This window comes from Stenotrophomonas sp. Sm6012 (assembly GCF_030985895.1).
GTDB classification, from domain to species: domain Bacteria; phylum Pseudomonadota; class Gammaproteobacteria; order Xanthomonadales; family Xanthomonadaceae; genus Stenotrophomonas; species Stenotrophomonas forensis.
This window is the reverse complement of sequence record NZ_JAPTFX010000005.1, coordinates 1-15,239: the sequence shown is the minus strand read 5'-3', so window position 1 is coordinate 15,239 and position 15,239 is coordinate 1. Positions and strand designations below refer to the sequence as shown.

Genomic DNA, 15,239 nt, shown 5'->3' with positions numbered 1-15,239 from the left:
TCCAGGGGTCAGGGAGCGGACGGCGCCTCGGCCGTCAGCGTCGGGGAAGGAAGAGGATCGACCAGCCCGAACAGGCGCTGCTGGTTGTCGGCGACACCGAGCAGCAGCACAGGTTCGCTCTGGCGCTGAAGCTGCGCGTGGGCCAGCGCCAGCTGGGCCAGCGGCAGCGCCGGGCCCAGTTCGCCGGCGCTGATGGCCAGCGCCAGGCTCTGCGGACTGAAATCGAGATCGGGTGCCAGGGTGGCAGCGATGGCAGCGGCATCCACCATCAGGTCGCCCCGGTGGTCAGCGTCGTGCAGTACGAACTGGGCCTGGGCGCCATCGGTCGCCAGTGATGCATGCCACTGGGTGGCGAGCGCCGCCAGCTGCCGACGCTGTTCTGCCGGGCGCTGCCCCTCGACCTGCTCGGCACTGACCAGCTGGGGTCGCCACAGCCGGGCGTCGCCTTCACGTGCAGCAGCCTGGCTGGCCAGCAACACGCCCGCTGCGCCTTCACCGGGTACGTGGCCATCGGTGCGCTGCGCCGTCGCCAGCACCCCGGCCGACTGCCAGGCCGAGACGATGCCGGCATCGATGCTGGACGCGGCCGCCAACAGCAGGTGCCAGCGTGGCGTCGGCGACGACGCCAGCGCATCGATGACCCGTTGCACATGCGGCCACACCTCGCGCGCGCCATCCAGCACGGCAATGCGCACGTCGAAGCGGCGCGCATCGAGGCCGGCATTACGCGCCTGTTGCTGCAGCCACTCCTGTACCCACGGGCGCAAACCATCGGACCAGCTGCCCGGCACCAGCAATTCAAGGGTGAGGATATTCTCAACGCGCTGCTCATCGCGGCGGCGCAGGCCGGCCACCACCACCTCTTCGGAGGCTTCGATCTCCGGCAGGGCCGTGAAGACGGCCTCCAGCAGGCGTTCCAGCACCGGCCGCAGCAGCGCCAGTGCACGCCGTTCGTGCGCAGCGGTATCGATACCGTCCTGGCGCACCTGCAGGACTTCGAATTCGTCCAGATCCGGTGCTGCGCTCATCCGCACCGGCAGGTTGTAGTTGTCGCGGAAACGCCCGTCGAGCACCGGGCGCGGTGGCGCCGCCGCAGCCGCCAGCAGGGCCTGCGCATCGAGGTCCATGCCCAGGCGCAGGTGGCCGGCCAGCAACGCAACGGCAGGCACGCCCGACGGGGCGCCAGCGACACTCTCGCGTTCGGCCGGGGCCGGGCCGGAACGATCCTCACCGGCTTTCTGCAACGCCACATCGGCGCCGCGCCGCGCGGCGTTGCGCAGCATGAAGCCGGCACCACTCAGCCCCACCGGCAGCAGCCCCAGATAGGCCAGCATCTGCATGCCGGTCGGTACCGTGCCGCTGTTGCGCCAGTAAAGAATCGTCGCGCCCCAGGTGGCGATGAAGACCATCACCACCGACGCTGCCTTGCCCAGCCATCCCGCCATCAGTTGCCGTGCTCCATGCGCTGCTCCCGTCGACCGCGTCGTTCAGCGCAGGCCAGTGGTGGCCTGTGACGCCATCAGCGTCGCTCCGCACGCCGTGCGGTCGCCATCGCGCGCCACCGGCTGACCATCGATCACGACGGTTGCGTCACCACTGACGATCGAGGTTGCGCCATGCACGGCGCAGACTGCACGGTCGCCCACCCGGGCCACCGCCTTGCCATTGATATCGGTCTGGCCGGTGCCTGCCACCACGCTGCCTCCGTGGCTGAGCTTGTCACCGACGACGATAAACGGTCGTGCCATCCATCATGCTCCTTGATCCTGTGTGACCTGGCGCTCCATCGCCCCCTGTTCCCCGGCGACCCAGATCATCGCGGTAACCATACCAGCACCGCCATGCGGTTATCACCCTTGGCGTGACAGTTCTTCACGCTTGGCCGCACGGGCCGCGCGGCAACGCGCTGTCATTTCCACGTGAACATAATCCTTGATGCTGCGCCAGTTTCCACCCCAGTCCAGGCCTGCCTGTTCAGCCAGCTCGCCGTACAGGAAGTAACCACGCTTGGTCCACTCGTCGTTCATGTCCCACTGCAGCTTGCCATCCCGGATCGGTGCGCTGTCCACGCCCAGCCCATATTGATGGCAGCTCTGCCAGGCGCCGGCACGTGTCGCCTTGCCTCCGGCCATCAACTCGGCCTGCCGCTGCGGACTGCGGTAACCCTCGATCAGCACCATCTCGTAACCGTACTGGCGGCGCATCACCTCATAGATGGCCAGCACGCGCTGCTGCAGATCGGCATCGATCTGATCCCACTTGCGGTCTGCCGTCACGATTTCAGGCCGCAGGCGGCGCACCTCGGCGGTGGTGAAGACTTCCGGCGGCGGCGGCGGCGGCGGGGTCAGGCGCTCCCCCCGCAGCAGCTGGGCGACCATCGAACTCGACTCCGCCAGATCATCGCCGCGAAAATCTTCGAGCACCACCGTCTGACGTGTGATCAATATCACAGTTGGAGGAATCAGCAGCGCCGCTGCCGCAATCGCCATAATCGGCCAATGCCGCCGAAGGGCACTGTGTGCAGCGCCGGCTTCTTCACGAACCCCACTGCGCACCCGGGTAACCCCATGACCGACTTTGTCGCCCACCCGACCCGCCTTGCGACGGAATCCGCCCAAGCGGCGCGACAGTGCCTGGCGCAGCGATTCCACGGTCTCGGGAAACAGCAACACCCAGCACACCGCCGCCACAAGTGCGACAACGGCAATGGCAGCAACCACGATTGGCAACACCGGTCCTCCTTGACTCGTAATCTGGTTGACGCCCCACCGCCTTTCACTAAGAATGCGGAAATTCGCTTCGGCAGATGCCGAGTCAAACCAAGGGCTGGATGCACTTGAATAATGGCGGAATCAATCGGCCAAGTCTGCTCTCAGGGGGAGCGCAGGCGAAGGGCCAGGCCCCGAATTCGGGCCGTATTCTGGCAGACATGGAGGGCCGGCAGGCAACCGCGTCCCCTCGTGCTGCGCGCGCGTCGGCCGGTGGCAATCGACGCCTGGGGCTATGGCTGGGCATCGGCGCCGTTGTCGTCGCCCTTGCCGGGCTGGCCGTCTGGGGCTTCTCCGGCAGCAGCGATTATCCGGAACCGAGCGAGTATTCGCTCACACCGGATCCGGCCCATGCCACCGGGCACCCGGACATTCCGGCGGGCGCCCCGCGTGACGGCGCTGCCATGATCGTCGATGCGCCGGCCACCGCCGGTGAGCCGGCCCTGCCTGCACCTGCCGCAGACACAGCGCCTGCATCCGCTGATGCCGCTTCGGTCGCTGCGGCCCCATCGGCGGCGACTGCAGCGAGCGGGGCGGCCGCACGCAGTCCTGCGCCTGCGGCACGCACTTCGCGTGCTGCAACGCAGAGCGACGCAAAGAGCAACGGCGATGAAAACCTGCTCGGCACCCTGCTCGGCATCATCAAGGAAGAGGACAAGGCCAAGGCCAAAACGAAGGCCAATGCCCAACCGCAAAGCATGGACGACCTGATCGCACAGATCGAGGCCGACCAACGGAAACGCACTGAAGACGAGCGCGCCGCCTTCGAGCGCGTGGCCAGCAAGAAGTCCGCATCGACCGAGTCGAACATCCAGGCTCAGCTGCGCGCCTGCCCCAGCCCGACCTCGCTGAAGGGCGTGGACTGCCGCCGCCGCATCTGCGCGGCGGTGAGCGGGAAAGATCCGGCCTGCCCGGCGATGTGACGCGTTTTTGTAGAGTCGAGCCATGCTCGACTCTGCGGGAACGGATGCCCGTGAAGATCGAACCGATCAGACTTGTCTACATTGCGCTGGTGCTTGGCGTGTTCTACCTGGCCTCGCACTCGATGTACCACTACCTCGCACGCTTTTCAGCCTGGCAGTCGAAGGCCAAGCGCTGGTTCGCCATCAGCCCGCTACTGGGCTCCATGGCGCCGCTCTTTTTGCCGTGTACTACGTCACGACACATTAGCTGGGCGAGAGCACGATCAGGTTTCCACCTGCTGGGCTTCATGAGCTGCCGGTGGTCCATGGCAGAAGCGTCAGCAGAACCATCGGCGCGAGCACGATCACTGCATTAAGCAGTGCCGGCAGCAACCAGCGAGCCCATAGCGCGCCACCTGTCCGCTGTTGTGGGTGCGCGCTCGGGCTGAGCAATGCCTTCGTCGCCAGGGAGTCCAACTCCTCGGCCAGCGCATCGGGCCAAGCAACACGAGGGGCACGACGCAGCAGCCAGAATCCCGCCAGTTCGAACCAGAAGATGAGGCTGCCCAGGAACAGGATAGGCAACCAGGCAGATAGCCCTTTGACACGATGGTCACGATCAATCCAGGGACCGACGAGCCGCTCCATTCGTGCCAGATCCGCCTGCACCCCAGCCGGCGACAGAGCGAAGGCAACCGGAGGAAGCGTTCGCAAGTCCCCGTTCATATAGTGCCGAAGGAATTCCCAAAGCTCTTCGGGACCTGCGTCGTTGAGCTCCGGCTCCGACAGGGGCAGGAATTTGTCGATCTGGCGACTGCCTGGCGTCAACTCAACAACAGCGAGCACCTGGACTGGCGCGGAGACATACTTGCCACGGACGAGGTCCCACCTACTGATGGGTACCGCAGCATCGTAATCCAGACTTACCCAGCCACTTTTTTTGTCCACCCAGTAAAAGAACTTTCTAAGCCGGCGGCTGAGTACCATCGGCGGCTCAGCAGGCTTGCGATACAGATGAAACACCGATGCCAGGCAGCCGATCATGCCGGCAACAAACAGCGCGACCAGCAGCAACAAATGCGGCCAGCCGTGCGTCCAGCTTCTGATCTTCAGCGCGACATCCATCGCCATGCTAAACAGCGGTAGCAGGGCCACCAGTGACAGCACGAACAGAAAGCCGCGATTCGAGGGTCGCTTCCAGGCTGCGAACGCCAAGCAGCTCTCGCCAATCCATTGAACCGCGCGACCCGGGCCCGTGGATGCGCGTCCCGGCAGACCCACCTCCTGCAGGAAATGCCCCCAAGACCCGTTCTGTTCTGGAAGTACCTTGAATCCGGACACCTTCGTCACCTCCCCTCAGCCGCACGTTCCTTCAACTGCTGCCGCACTTCATCGTTGCGGGCCTTCGCAGCAGCGATCGATTCCTTCCAGAATCGCTCCATCTGATCCGCCCGGCCGCCCGCATGATCCACTCGCCCGTATACGGCCGGCGCACGCAGCGGCGGCGTACCGGAAGGCTCGGATGTTCCGCGTCGGGTCACGGCCGCCGGCCAGACCGGCTTGCGGCACAGCTTCATCGCAAGGAAGCGGAACAGCGCCCAGGGCAAGGTGAGCGGCAGTGCAATCCACATCAGCCCTGCGCCCGCAGAAGAGACATGAATGATGAACGCATTGCGGAAGCTCGGCACCACTGAGGTGTAGAGCTGCAACGGCGGGAACGGAAGCGCGGAACGCCCCTGCTCCATGAAGCGCCGGATCATTTCCCAGTGCGCGAGCACGACGGCAGGGTTCGAACCGCAATCCGAGCCTACCGCAAAGGTGTGCACGACCTGATCGCCGCGCATCACCAGGCCCCTGAGATCGTAGGTGTAGTCCTCACCGGGCCCAGCGGGCTTGTCCCTGCCAATGATGAAGCGGACATCCGACCAGGCCGCTGAAATCACCTTGTTGCGTCCGCCTGTGAAGACATGCACCTGGTGCGTTGTTCGGTCAAAGCGGATGGGGTAGTACTGGTAGCGGAAGATGTCCCGCAGTATCAGCATCCAGAAGACAAATCCGACAAACGCGAGAGCCAGGGTGCTAACGCCGACGGCAGCATAGATGGCATCAAGTGACTGAGCTTTGTTCTCGGTGGAGATAGCCGCGTGCAGCATCGCAATGATGAAGATTGCACCCAGCACCACAAAGACGCTGCCACCCATCAGAGCCCATCCGCGGTATAAGAAATGCCGATCCACATACTCCATGGAGTCAGCATCCAATCCGATGACGCCCTTGTTGATCGGCGTAAACGCCGAAGAGTCGAACTGGCGCACATCGGCACCTTCTTCATATTGGGAGAGGGGGCGGTTGTTGCGATAGCGCTGGGCAAGCCAGCCGGCGAACTGACTCATCTGCGGCATTATCCTGATCGAGTTGAACGACGATCCCACTCCGACTGCGCCATGACCTCAGGCTCGGCCAGCCTCAGAGGGTCATTCGCGTCGATCTCGCACTCATCCTGCACCCATTGCGGCCACACTGGCACACGGCAGGACTTCAGAACCAGCCACCGGCAGAGCACCAAGGGCAGCAGCAGTGGCATAAGCATGAACCGGGCACTCAGCATGGCGGGTCCAAGGCTGGCGACCACGAACAGATAGCAGTTGCGCAGAGAAGGCTTGACCGAAAGGTTCATCTGCCTGCCGTCGATGGTGTCGACCACCTCGGCAGGCCCTTCTTCCATGTAGCGGCGGACAAACTCCCAGATGCCACGTATTTTCAACTCGTCATCGAAGTAGTGACCGACAGCGAAGGTCCGCTTGACGACATGATCCTCAACGACACTGCACCGCAGGTCACGCAGGAACTCCTCGCTGGTTCCTCGCCCGATGTAGAAGACGGCCTCATCCCATGGGACGGATACCGCGCCCTCCTTCCCGCCCATGAAGAAGTAGACCTTCCGGTTGCGCCGGTTGAATCTCGTCGGGTACCAGACGTAGGTGAAGAACTCGTATCGGAGGGTGATATGCCAGAACAGTGCGGGGGCACCGACCACGCACGCGCCCACCATGCCGTACATCACCCAGTCCCATATGTCCCCCTCCAGGTTGGGGATGACCAGAGTGAAGAGCAGGAAGAAGCCGAGCAGGAACAGCCCCAGCGCGCCAAGCAGGACTACCGTGGTCGACACCATTCCCCGCAGACGGAAGCGGCGATCGATCAGCTCGATGCAGGTCGAATTGAAGCGGACCAGGCAGGCGTGTTCGGCAGGCGTCACGGATTGGGGGGCATGGGTATCGAAACGCGAGGCGTCCTCATGTGGAGAAAGCCCACGCCCCAGGGGAAACTCACGCATCCATCCGGTGAACATCGATTCTCCTTTCAGCGCCCCCGGTGAGCATGACACGGGATTGAGTTACTGGGTGGCTTCGTGGCGTCATCGCGAGGGCTGCACAAGTGCGCACCGTGCCCGGTCTGGATGAGCTGGCTGGGCAGGCGCGCCAGCGTGCGGGACTGGGTCAATGAAATCTCTCATGTTCACGCTCTCGCTCCAGACCGCAGCTCTGTTGGCCATCCTACCGTTCACTGCATCCGCATCCGCCAGAGGGGAAGCACTCTCATCCGCGGCGAAGCGCGGCGCCGGTGCAACTACGCAGCAGAAGATCGTGGCGGACCCGTGGTTCGTTCCTCATGGACGACTTTGTCCCCGTGCACAACGAAGACAAGCTGCCCTACTGCGGTGCAATGAATGATGACGTCCTCCGGAGGATCACGCTGGACAGCTTCTCGATCATGGCCCACAAAGTGTCGATTGAGGATTTTGATGCCTTCACAGAGGCTACTGGCCGATCGTGGGGTGCGCACGTCGAAAATCGACGCTGAATTTCGTTCAGAAGCGTTCACCTTCATGGAACTGGCCGACATAGTCAGGCTCTCGCCAAATGTTCGGGTCATCTGCGTCAATCATTGATTCCTTCCTGACATACGCTGGCCAGGTGGGCGCTTTGCTACTTTTTAGTACAAGCCAGCGGCACGCTACCAGAGGAATGAGGAAAGGCATAAGCAGCCATCTCAACTGAAGCAGGGACTCACCAAGACTTATAACCACGGTCAAATAGCAATTCTTCCAGGAATCTGCCACGGAGAGGTTCAATCGCCGCGGTGCCACTGGGTCAATCAAATGCTCCGGCCCCTCATCCATATAACGCCGGATGAACTCCCATATCTCCCTCACCTTCTTCTCATCATCAAAGTAGTGACCAACGGCGAAAGTGCGGCGCACCACATCACCGTCCATTACGTGCACCCGAATATCACGCAAGTACTTCTCACGATCCCCGTGACCCAAGTGAAAGTACGCCTCTTCCCAGGGGACGCTGACTACGCCTCCGTCACCACCTCCAACGAAGGCATGCACCATCCGCGTTCGTCTATTAAACCTGACTGGATAGTACTTGCAGGAAAAAAAATCTTGCCCAAAGGTGAGCCAACAAACCAGGGGCCACTGACCAACAAAGATCAAAAGAAACACAGCGGCGACCCGCCAATCATAGACGCCATCCGGCCGAGCGTTTGGCACCCAGAAAGAAAGCATCCAAAGACCAAACAGCGCCATCGCACTACATACCAACGTTGCAACCGTTGTACCAACCATGCCTCTCAGACGATAGCGGCGATCGATTACATCCATGTAAGTGGAATTAAGACTGATTACACAGTGCCGCTCGGAGCAACGTTCATCTCGCTCCCGCGGCAGCCTCTCCAGTCGCTCAATCGCATCAATCGGCCTGTTTGTCCTGAATTTCGTCAGCCAACCTGTATACACGTCAATCCTCATCGCCGGGCGATCTTCAGCCGTGTTCTAGCAACTTCCTTTGCCTGGATGATACCTGCGCCCGCGCGTGCCACCATAGGCGCATCGGCACCCACCTTGGACACACCGCTGCCAGCCACGGTGCCGACCGCGTAGCTACCACTGATTGCCACTGTTGAGCCGTAGATTGAAGCACGCGCAATAGCTCTTCACTCTGGTTGGTCCACAGATGCTGCCACACTCGCATATCGCCCCGCCCCGCGGGGAACCAGCCAGCCTGAGAATAGCTTCCGCTTCCGACCATCAGGCGCTTCACGCCATTCTGCTTGAGTGAAAGCCCTTGATGCCCCCTCCCTGTACGCACGATCTTCCATACGCAGAAAGGCATCAACGATCAGATGGGTAGTCTGCAGGGCAACTCACTTGAGTGACCTGACCCACCCCCAAAATAGCAGGGCCATCAGCCGGTAAAGATTTCGCCGGTCAGGCACTCTTTTGAGTGAGGGCGCGAATAATAAATCAATGCCTCAACCGCGCACCGCAACGCACAGAAGCAAGAAGAGTGGCACCCATACCAACGCTCCAAACACCAGCGAGATGATGATTATTCTCTTTGCCATGGGCGTCACCTCCCCATAGTGTTCGGCCTTCGATTTCAGGATCGAGTCGTTCTTCAACGCTTCAAAGCGCCCGGGCCAAGGGCCACACTCCTTCAAACCGTATGGCCCCCTGGAGATCCAGGCGCCGATCAGCTCGGGCACTTGAAACGGCGCCAACAGAGCGATCCAAGACACGCTCAAGAGCGTAGTAAGTAGCGTCCAAGATCGTTCACCCAGCAGCCGCTTGCGGGTCGCCTCCAACATCCAGATGCTTACCGCCATGCGCTTGAACCAATCCATGCGAAGCGCAGCCAACTGAAACGCAGGCAGGCCCGAAAGGGGACCCTCCATGAAACGCTGATAGAAACCATAGCGATTTGCGCCAGCGCCAATCAGATCGCCTTTACCAGCAACGAATTCCGAGCGGACCACGCCGGTCTCATCGTCCACCTCCGCCAGGATCAATTGATACGTAACCGAGCCACCCGCAGTGTGCACGATCTGAATGATGCGAATGAATGGCCTCAGTGACTGCCACCTGTACGAAGCAGCACCTTCTTGACTGTAGCGAGTGACCGTCTGATCAGTCCTATTGAAAACTACAGGCTCCAATCGATTACCACTGCGCACGGCCCTAAATACGTTGACGCTCACCGCTACGCCGAGGATGACAGTGAGAAAGATCAGAACCAATGGAAACTTGAGCTCGGATGCATGCTCTAGAAATTTCGGCAGAAACCCTATCAGGACACCGATGACCAAAGCAATCGCAAACAGCAGGATCACGGCGACACCCTTTCCTGCAGAAATTGCGTTGACATCAGGTGCGGCGACCAGAACCTCCTCATTGATGTCAAGAACAAAGTCAGGACCACCATTTTCGGCACGACGGAGGAGCAGTGGGTACATCTTTCCGCCGCGGCCGAGCACTGGCCTCTCCATATCCATTACTTCGATATTCATTCGGTCATCAACCAGATGGGCAACTTCCAGACCAGCTTCCTTGAAAATGCGGCTCAATGAGGACATCACTCGACAGCGCAGACGTGGCGAGAGCGTCATCTTCGCGCTCCCTGTGCCTAAAGCCGCGACGCCCACCATCGCGATCAGCGGCTCGCATTCGCAACTGCAGGTCCCTGCAACGTGCCAACTTCCTTTCGCGGCATACTAGCTGTCAGACCGCGCAGGCGGAAACAGCGGTCGATCACGTCGACATACGTCGAAGTGGATGCACCAGTGGGACACATTATCCAGACGCTACACCCTGGGCAACATGAGGATCGACGCACGAGACGCTCTCCTGCGGCTAGGAAATCCGACCTGCAGAGAATCCGCACATCCAGACCGTATACATTTGGGTTGCCGTGCGGGTTCCTACCCCGACCATGCCACGGCTTTGCCGTGGCATGCATCTCATCAAGCGCTGATTGACGCCTGCTGGAGTTGCCTCCGCACCTCGTCATTGCGGGCCTTCGCGGCCGCAATCGACTCTTTCCAGAAGCGCTCCATCTCATCCGCCCGCCCCCCTTCTCGATTCACGCGCCCATAGACAGCAGGTGCGCGGAGCGGGGGCATTCCGGAAGTCGCAGATGCTCCACGTCCGAGCACAGAGGCGGGCCAGACCGGCTTCCTGCACAGCTTCATCGCCAGGAAGCGGAACAGCGCCCAGGGCAACGTCAGCGGCAGTGCAATCCACATCAGCCCTGCGCCCGCAGAAGAGACATGAATGATGAAGGCGTTGCGGAAGCTCGGCACCACTGAGGTGTAGAGTTGCAACGGCGGGAACGGAAGCGCGGAGCGCCCTTCCTCCATAAAGCGCCTGATCATCTCCCAATGTGCGAGAGTGATGCCGGGGTTGCTGCCGTTATCCGAGCCGACTGCAAAGGTGTTAACGACATTGTCTCCATCCATGACCAGGCCTCGAAGGTCATACGTTGCCGCATCATCAGGCCCCGCGGACTTGTCCCTCCCGATGACGAAGCGGACATCTGACCATGGCGCTGAAACGATACCTTCCCTCCCGCCAGTAAAGATGTGGACCTTCATCTCACGGCGATCGAATCGGACCGGGTAGTACTGATATCTGAAGATATCTCTGCCGAGAAGCATCCAATAAGTAAAGATGACGAAACCGAGCATCAGTACACCGAGCACACCGACCGTGATCGTCATCTCCTGACTTACGGACTTCCCTTCGGCATGCATTTCCAAGGTTGCATACACAATCGCCAGAACGAATGCGAGTACAAGACCGAGAATTACCCCGCCCCACATTGCAGCCCAGCCGCGATACAGGAAATGGCGATCCACGTACTCAATACACTCATCATCAAGGTAAATGATACCTTGGTCCAGCGGCATCATTATTGACGAATCGAATCTACGAACGTCTGCGGCGATCTCGTACTCCGTCAATGGACGATTGTTGCGATATCGCTGCGCAAGCCAACCTGCGAACTGACTCATCCGTCAAGCTCCAGCGGGAAGCATTGCATTGTACGCCTCATCTTGTGTATCGACCGAATCAAATGAGCCATGGTTATGAACGCCGAACGGCGTCATATCAAGCCAACGCTCGATCTTGTCATCTCGAATCAAATTAATAAGCCACTCGCCAAGCATGCTGATAAGCCCTAGAACCAGAAGCACAATAAATCCTACACCAGCCGTCATCACGCCAGCCAGCATCAATATAGCCACGACAGCCCCGGATATCGCAGTTACGGTATAGAACGCAACCATCGGAACGTCATTTCGTTTGTACGCATCATAGGCTTTCCATCCATCAATCACTGCACCCAGCAGCCCCCCCACAGCCCCTAGCAGCTTTCCAAAGAACCCTACCATTCCCGCCCGCGTGGACACTTGCAACGCACCAAATCGAATCTCGGAGGATAGCGCTGTTCGCCCCCACATCGACTTCCCCAGAGCTAATCCGGTCAATTCAACGCTGGTTCCAGCAAATCCTGCAAGCGCGGCTCCCAGACTCAGATGGCGACGTCCGGCCGGCCCTTCCTTTTCCTCATCCAACTTCCCGTAGGAATCTGCAACGTTCCAAGCGTCCAGGACCAGCCCAACTACGCCTAATCGCACGTCCAAGCTGACATGTGGGGCGGTATACTGCGCGGCGCGATTTCTCACCAGTGCCCTCACCTGCTCCTCGCTCATCAGCATGTTTGTCATAGCGCCCGGCTGCCCATTCCGAACAGCTGCCATCGCTTCCTTGTCCCAGAACACGGCCCACTCAAAGACCTTCCTGCCCCGCGCATTGCGATCTCCTGTCGCGACTCTTGCGCCACTGCGCTCGCTGAGCTCCTGTCGAAGGTGCTGATCCACACGTGCCCTCAGCTCCCGCTTGTTGACTCCAGCTTGCCCCTCGCTCAGTGCCTCCACCAGAAAGTGCGCCATCTCGCGCTCGGAGGCACGTATGCCGACTCTCTGGATTCGCTTCCCCGAAAGGACTCCAAGCAGGCCAACCAGATTGTTCCTCGTCGCGGTAGAAATGGCGACGCTGATGCCAGCCTTTGCGACCGTCGATCCCGCCTTGGTCAGGGCTGTCACAAACATTCCAGATGTTTTAAACACCAGACCTGCAACCAGCCCCAACCCCTGCTGTAGTTCGCGGGGCTTGTTAGCTCCCCTATCGAGAACATGACCATACGCCTTGAAGAGATTGGACCAGGCTCCGGGATTGTCTGCATTGCTCAAGAATGTCTTTGACTGCTTCTCGATGACCTCCGCCGCAATTTTGTCATTAAGAGTCAGGGCCCGAACGGTGCAGTTCTTGATGTCCTGAAAACGTCCGGCGAGGTCCTCCAGCACCGCAGCCTGTACGCACTCGAATCCCTCGACCCCTTCAAGCGAACTGTCGACAATCTCCGTCAGTCTCATTGAACTGTATGACAGCTCGTCAATGTGATTGCATGCCAGCCACGTCCTGAAGTCGTCATTCTTATACCAGCGAACGAAGCTCTGGGCGATCGGCGTCAAGTGCGAAGACGTGTAGCGCTCCATTTCTGGCGCGAGGTTCGTGTCGAACTGATCAACCGCTTGCTGACTATAGTCATCACGGTAACGATCCCATGCTGAGTCTCTTGCCTTCTTGTCCTCCTCAGGCGTTAGTTCCTCGCGCATCTTGGTGATTCCCGCCGCGTACAGCTCAATAGCGGCACGTCCGGTGTATGCGCTTGCACGTACGGAACTCAGCTTTTCCGCGGCAGCCTGATCCTCAATTGCCTGCCGGATGCCCCGGATTGCCACCGACGTTGCATGCTTCCATCCGCGATCATCTTCCTCTTCGAAGTCACGGGTCTTCTGCCGAACAAGTGCGGAAAGCTCCTGCGTTATGCCCGCGGGATCATTCAGCGCCACCATCATCGGACGAACGGCCGGGGAGCTCTTCTGAAGCCATGCCTCCATTCCGGGCACATCCTGCTTGCACCTTGAAAAAGGCGCGAAGGAGAACGAAAAGCCAGGATTCGCATACACCTCAACGACATCGAGGAGCTTCTCAACTGCACCGTCCACGATCTGGGGCTTTCCAGGTTCCGCAGCTGGCGCCGGATTCGAGGGAAGCAGAGGGATCTTCACCTCAGGCTCGGATTTCACCCTCTTGCCAAACTTGAACTCGCTGACCATGAGTGGGGCGTCAGTCGCACTTCCTACGTGATCCAGCGACTTGCCCTTGAGCCACGCTTGAACATCAATACAGCGCATATGCATCTTGCGCTCACTTGACCTGCGGTTCCGCTCAATGATCTCCTTCGTCCACGGAGCCTCTGAGAAGCCAAACCAAACTTTCCCTGCGCGCTTGGGATCTGGAATGGTGACGAAGCGAGCCACCTGCGAATCCGCCATTCGTGCGCATGTGGGTTGAAATTCTTCCTGGGGCGGAGGGGGGGCATGCGGATCAAACTCCAGAAGGTAGGAGTCGCTGGTGATCTGATATCCCTTCCATTCGCCACGGATCTCATTGAATACATAGAGGTAGCCTTGGCGAGCAAGGCGTAGCGTGTAGTGCGCCTCACTTCCCGGAAGGGCAACACTGGCCACATCCTTTCCAAAGCCTCCGCCCAGCCTGGGCCCTTGCCACATTTCCTTCACGTCGGAACGGCAAATGGCGTACCTGATCGGAAGAATCGGCAAGCCGACCTGATCGCAGACATCACACTTCTTCGCGGGGTCACACGACTGTGTCGGCTTCTTATCCATGCTGCCTGGCTCCTTGTTCTTCCTGCTCCAATGAAGGTTCATCCGCCTCTTCGTCGGAGGGGTCACTGATGGCGCTACGGAACGCGCCAGGCTCTAGTCGGGCAATCCGAAGAGCCTCTTGATACCTATGTGTACTGTGAATTTCGGGTGATTGATGTACTGAGGCGAACGCATAGGCTTCTTTGTCGTCAGGATCCGTCAGACCGTGCTCACGAGCCCTCTCAATCTCATCAAAGACACGCTTCGAAAGCGCGGTGTCGTCGGTTCCCTCGCCCTCTTGGCGCAACCTTTCGATCACCCTGTTGACAGATGCCAATGAGGAGATCGCGTGCAGCTGATCGGAGGTAGGTTGCAGCCCATCCTTGTTGTGGCCCTTGCTTTCATACGATTGCCATCGCCCGCCCTGGCCCGCGAGTGCGGTCCAGGACTTGACAGGCCCGAGCAGCGCATCCAGTTGCGATGGCGAAAGTATCCACTTCAGCGCATTCCAGACACGAGGATCGTAGTATCTGAACAGCATCTGCTCACCTTCAAATTTTCTCACCATCATACGGGCCAGATGATTTCGCACTTGATCGCTTCCGGCATCGCACTTCAACAGAGCCGAAAAAGGTGATCGGCCATGGTCGCGCGCGTATTGCACTGTTTCATCAAGTGCCGCCAGTCGCGCATCGGGCGTGATTTCTCCTGGTTTGAGCAGGTAGGGAAGGAGATGCTCCTGCCCGAGGAGCTCCTTGGGCACGATAGGTTCGCATGGCCACAACAGGGCAATTCGCTTATCGATCTGGAGCGGATTGATCAATGCGTACTGATGGGCTTCGAATAGCCGATGATCGAGTTGCATGTGTCAGGCTCCCAGTGGAACCAAGCCAGCGCCCGATTTTTCGGCTGCTCGCACTCGGAATTCGCAGGCCTTGTGTGAGCCCTCCGGCATCTTCGCCTCCCCCCCCACACTCGCCGGCCC

The 15,239-nt window shown here is 60.0% G+C and carries 13 protein-coding genes; 2 read left to right on the top strand and 11 right to left on the bottom strand.

Annotated features, from left to right (window positions below):
• Positions 1 to 8: 8 nt before the first annotated feature.
• From O0J73_RS01845 to O0J73_RS01835, 3 genes are all read right to left on the bottom strand, one after another.
• Positions 9 to 1,445 (bottom strand): hypothetical protein, encoded by a 1,437-nt coding sequence (locus tag O0J73_RS01845; RefSeq protein WP_006451291.1) that lies wholly within the window; start codon positions 1,443 to 1,445, stop codon positions 9 to 11.
• Between the two features lie 42 nt (positions 1,446 to 1,487).
• Positions 1,488 to 1,748 carry a PAAR domain-containing protein gene (locus O0J73_RS01840; RefSeq protein ID WP_006451293.1) on the bottom strand — a complete coding sequence of 87 codons (261 nt, stop codon included), beginning with the start codon at positions 1,746 to 1,748 and terminating at the stop codon, positions 1,488 to 1,490.
• Between the two features lie 102 nt (positions 1,749 to 1,850).
• Entirely contained in the window at positions 1,851 to 2,732 is an 882-nt protein-coding gene (locus O0J73_RS01835) for a M15 family metallopeptidase (RefSeq protein ID WP_239510805.1), read from the bottom strand.
• Positions 2,733 to 2,929: 197 nt separating this feature from the next.
• Here O0J73_RS01835 and O0J73_RS01830 point away from each other — a divergent pair, with 197 nt between their 5' ends.
• Positions 2,930 to 3,691: a hypothetical protein gene (locus O0J73_RS01830; protein WP_308307877.1), complete on the top strand. Its 762-nt coding sequence runs from the start codon at positions 2,930 to 2,932 to the stop codon at positions 3,689 to 3,691.
• Positions 3,692 to 3,976: 285 nt separating this feature from the next.
• Here O0J73_RS01830 and O0J73_RS01825 read toward each other — a convergent pair whose 3' ends face one another.
• From O0J73_RS01825 to O0J73_RS01815, 3 genes are all read right to left on the bottom strand, one after another.
• Positions 3,977 to 4,885, bottom strand: coding sequence for a hypothetical protein (locus O0J73_RS01825; RefSeq protein ID WP_308307876.1), 909 nt, complete (start codon positions 4,883 to 4,885; stop codon positions 3,977 to 3,979).
• Positions 4,886 to 5,016: 131 nt separating this feature from the next.
• The gene (locus O0J73_RS01820) at positions 5,017 to 6,063 is read right to left on the bottom strand and encodes a DUF6708 domain-containing protein (protein WP_308307875.1); all 1,047 of its coding nucleotides are present in this window, start codon (positions 6,061 to 6,063) and stop codon (positions 5,017 to 5,019) included.
• 8 nt (positions 6,064 to 6,071) lie between these two features.
• A complete protein-coding gene (locus tag O0J73_RS01815; RefSeq protein ID WP_308307874.1) occupies positions 6,072 to 7,022 on the bottom strand; it encodes a DUF6708 domain-containing protein in 951 nt (316 codons plus the stop codon).
• Positions 7,023 to 7,342: 320 nt separating this feature from the next.
• Here O0J73_RS01815 and O0J73_RS01810 point away from each other — a divergent pair, with 320 nt between their 5' ends.
• The gene (locus O0J73_RS01810; protein ID WP_308307873.1) at positions 7,343 to 7,534 is read left to right on the top strand and encodes a hypothetical protein; all 192 of its coding nucleotides are present in this window, start codon (positions 7,343 to 7,345) and stop codon (positions 7,532 to 7,534) included.
• Between the two features lie 7 nt (positions 7,535 to 7,541).
• On the opposite strand, the gene O0J73_RS01805 is transcribed toward O0J73_RS01810, so the two are convergent.
• From O0J73_RS01805 to O0J73_RS01785, 5 genes are all read right to left on the bottom strand, one after another.
• Positions 7,542 to 8,342, bottom strand: coding sequence for a DUF6708 domain-containing protein (locus tag O0J73_RS01805; RefSeq protein WP_308307872.1), 801 nt, complete (start codon positions 8,340 to 8,342; stop codon positions 7,542 to 7,544).
• 650 nt (positions 8,343 to 8,992) lie between these two features.
• A complete protein-coding gene (locus O0J73_RS01800) occupies positions 8,993 to 10,126 on the bottom strand; it encodes a hypothetical protein (protein WP_308307871.1) in 1,134 nt (377 codons plus the stop codon).
• A 354-nt stretch (positions 10,127 to 10,480) separates the two neighbouring features.
• On the bottom strand, positions 10,481 to 11,530 hold the full coding sequence (locus tag O0J73_RS01795) for a DUF6708 domain-containing protein (protein WP_308307870.1): 1,050 nt from the start codon (positions 11,528 to 11,530) through the stop codon (positions 10,481 to 10,483).
• A gap of 3 nt (positions 11,531 to 11,533) precedes the next feature.
• The gene (locus O0J73_RS01790; protein WP_308307869.1) at positions 11,534 to 14,275 is read right to left on the bottom strand and encodes a T6SS effector BTH_I2691 family protein; all 2,742 of its coding nucleotides are present in this window, start codon (positions 14,273 to 14,275) and stop codon (positions 11,534 to 11,536) included.
• Positions 14,268 to 15,119 carry a DUF4123 domain-containing protein gene (locus O0J73_RS01785; RefSeq protein WP_308307868.1) on the bottom strand — a complete coding sequence of 284 codons (852 nt, stop codon included), beginning with the start codon at positions 15,117 to 15,119 and terminating at the stop codon, positions 14,268 to 14,270. Before O0J73_RS01785 ends, O0J73_RS01790 begins: the two co-directional genes overlap by 8 nt.
• Positions 15,120 to 15,239 lie beyond the last annotated feature (120 nt).

Bases quoted from the DNA above. Each gene is read 5' to 3' on its own strand.
- O0J73_RS01795 (WP_308307870.1), bottom strand. From the start codon at position 11,530: ATGAGTCAGTTCGCAGGTTGGCTTGCGCAGCGATATCGCAACAATCGT.
- O0J73_RS01815 (WP_308307874.1), bottom strand. From the start codon at position 7,022: ATGTTCACCGGATGGATGCGTGAGTTTCCCCTGGGGCGTGGGCTTTCT.
- O0J73_RS01810 (WP_308307873.1), top strand. From the start codon at position 7,343: ATGGACGACTTTGTCCCCGTGCACAACGAAGACAAGCTGCCCTACTGC.
- O0J73_RS01785 (WP_308307868.1), bottom strand. From the start codon at position 15,119: ATGCAACTCGATCATCGGCTATTCGAAGCCCATCAGTACGCATTGATC.
- O0J73_RS01830 (WP_308307877.1), top strand. From the start codon at position 2,930: ATGGAGGGCCGGCAGGCAACCGCGTCCCCTCGTGCTGCGCGCGCGTCG.
- O0J73_RS01820 (WP_308307875.1), bottom strand. From the start codon at position 6,063: ATGAGTCAGTTCGCCGGCTGGCTTGCCCAGCGCTATCGCAACAACCGC.
- O0J73_RS01800 (WP_308307871.1), bottom strand. From the start codon at position 10,126: ATGACGCTCTCGCCACGTCTGCGCTGTCGAGTGATGTCCTCATTGAGC.
- O0J73_RS01805 (WP_308307872.1), bottom strand. From the start codon at position 8,342: ATGGATGTAATCGATCGCCGCTATCGTCTGAGAGGCATGGTTGGTACA.
- O0J73_RS01845 (WP_006451291.1), bottom strand. From the start codon at position 1,445: ATGGCGGGATGGCTGGGCAAGGCAGCGTCGGTGGTGATGGTCTTCATC.
- O0J73_RS01840 (WP_006451293.1), bottom strand. From the start codon at position 1,748: ATGGCACGACCGTTTATCGTCGTCGGTGACAAGCTCAGCCACGGAGGC.
- O0J73_RS01790 (WP_308307869.1), bottom strand. From the start codon at position 14,275: ATGGATAAGAAGCCGACACAGTCGTGTGACCCCGCGAAGAAGTGTGAT.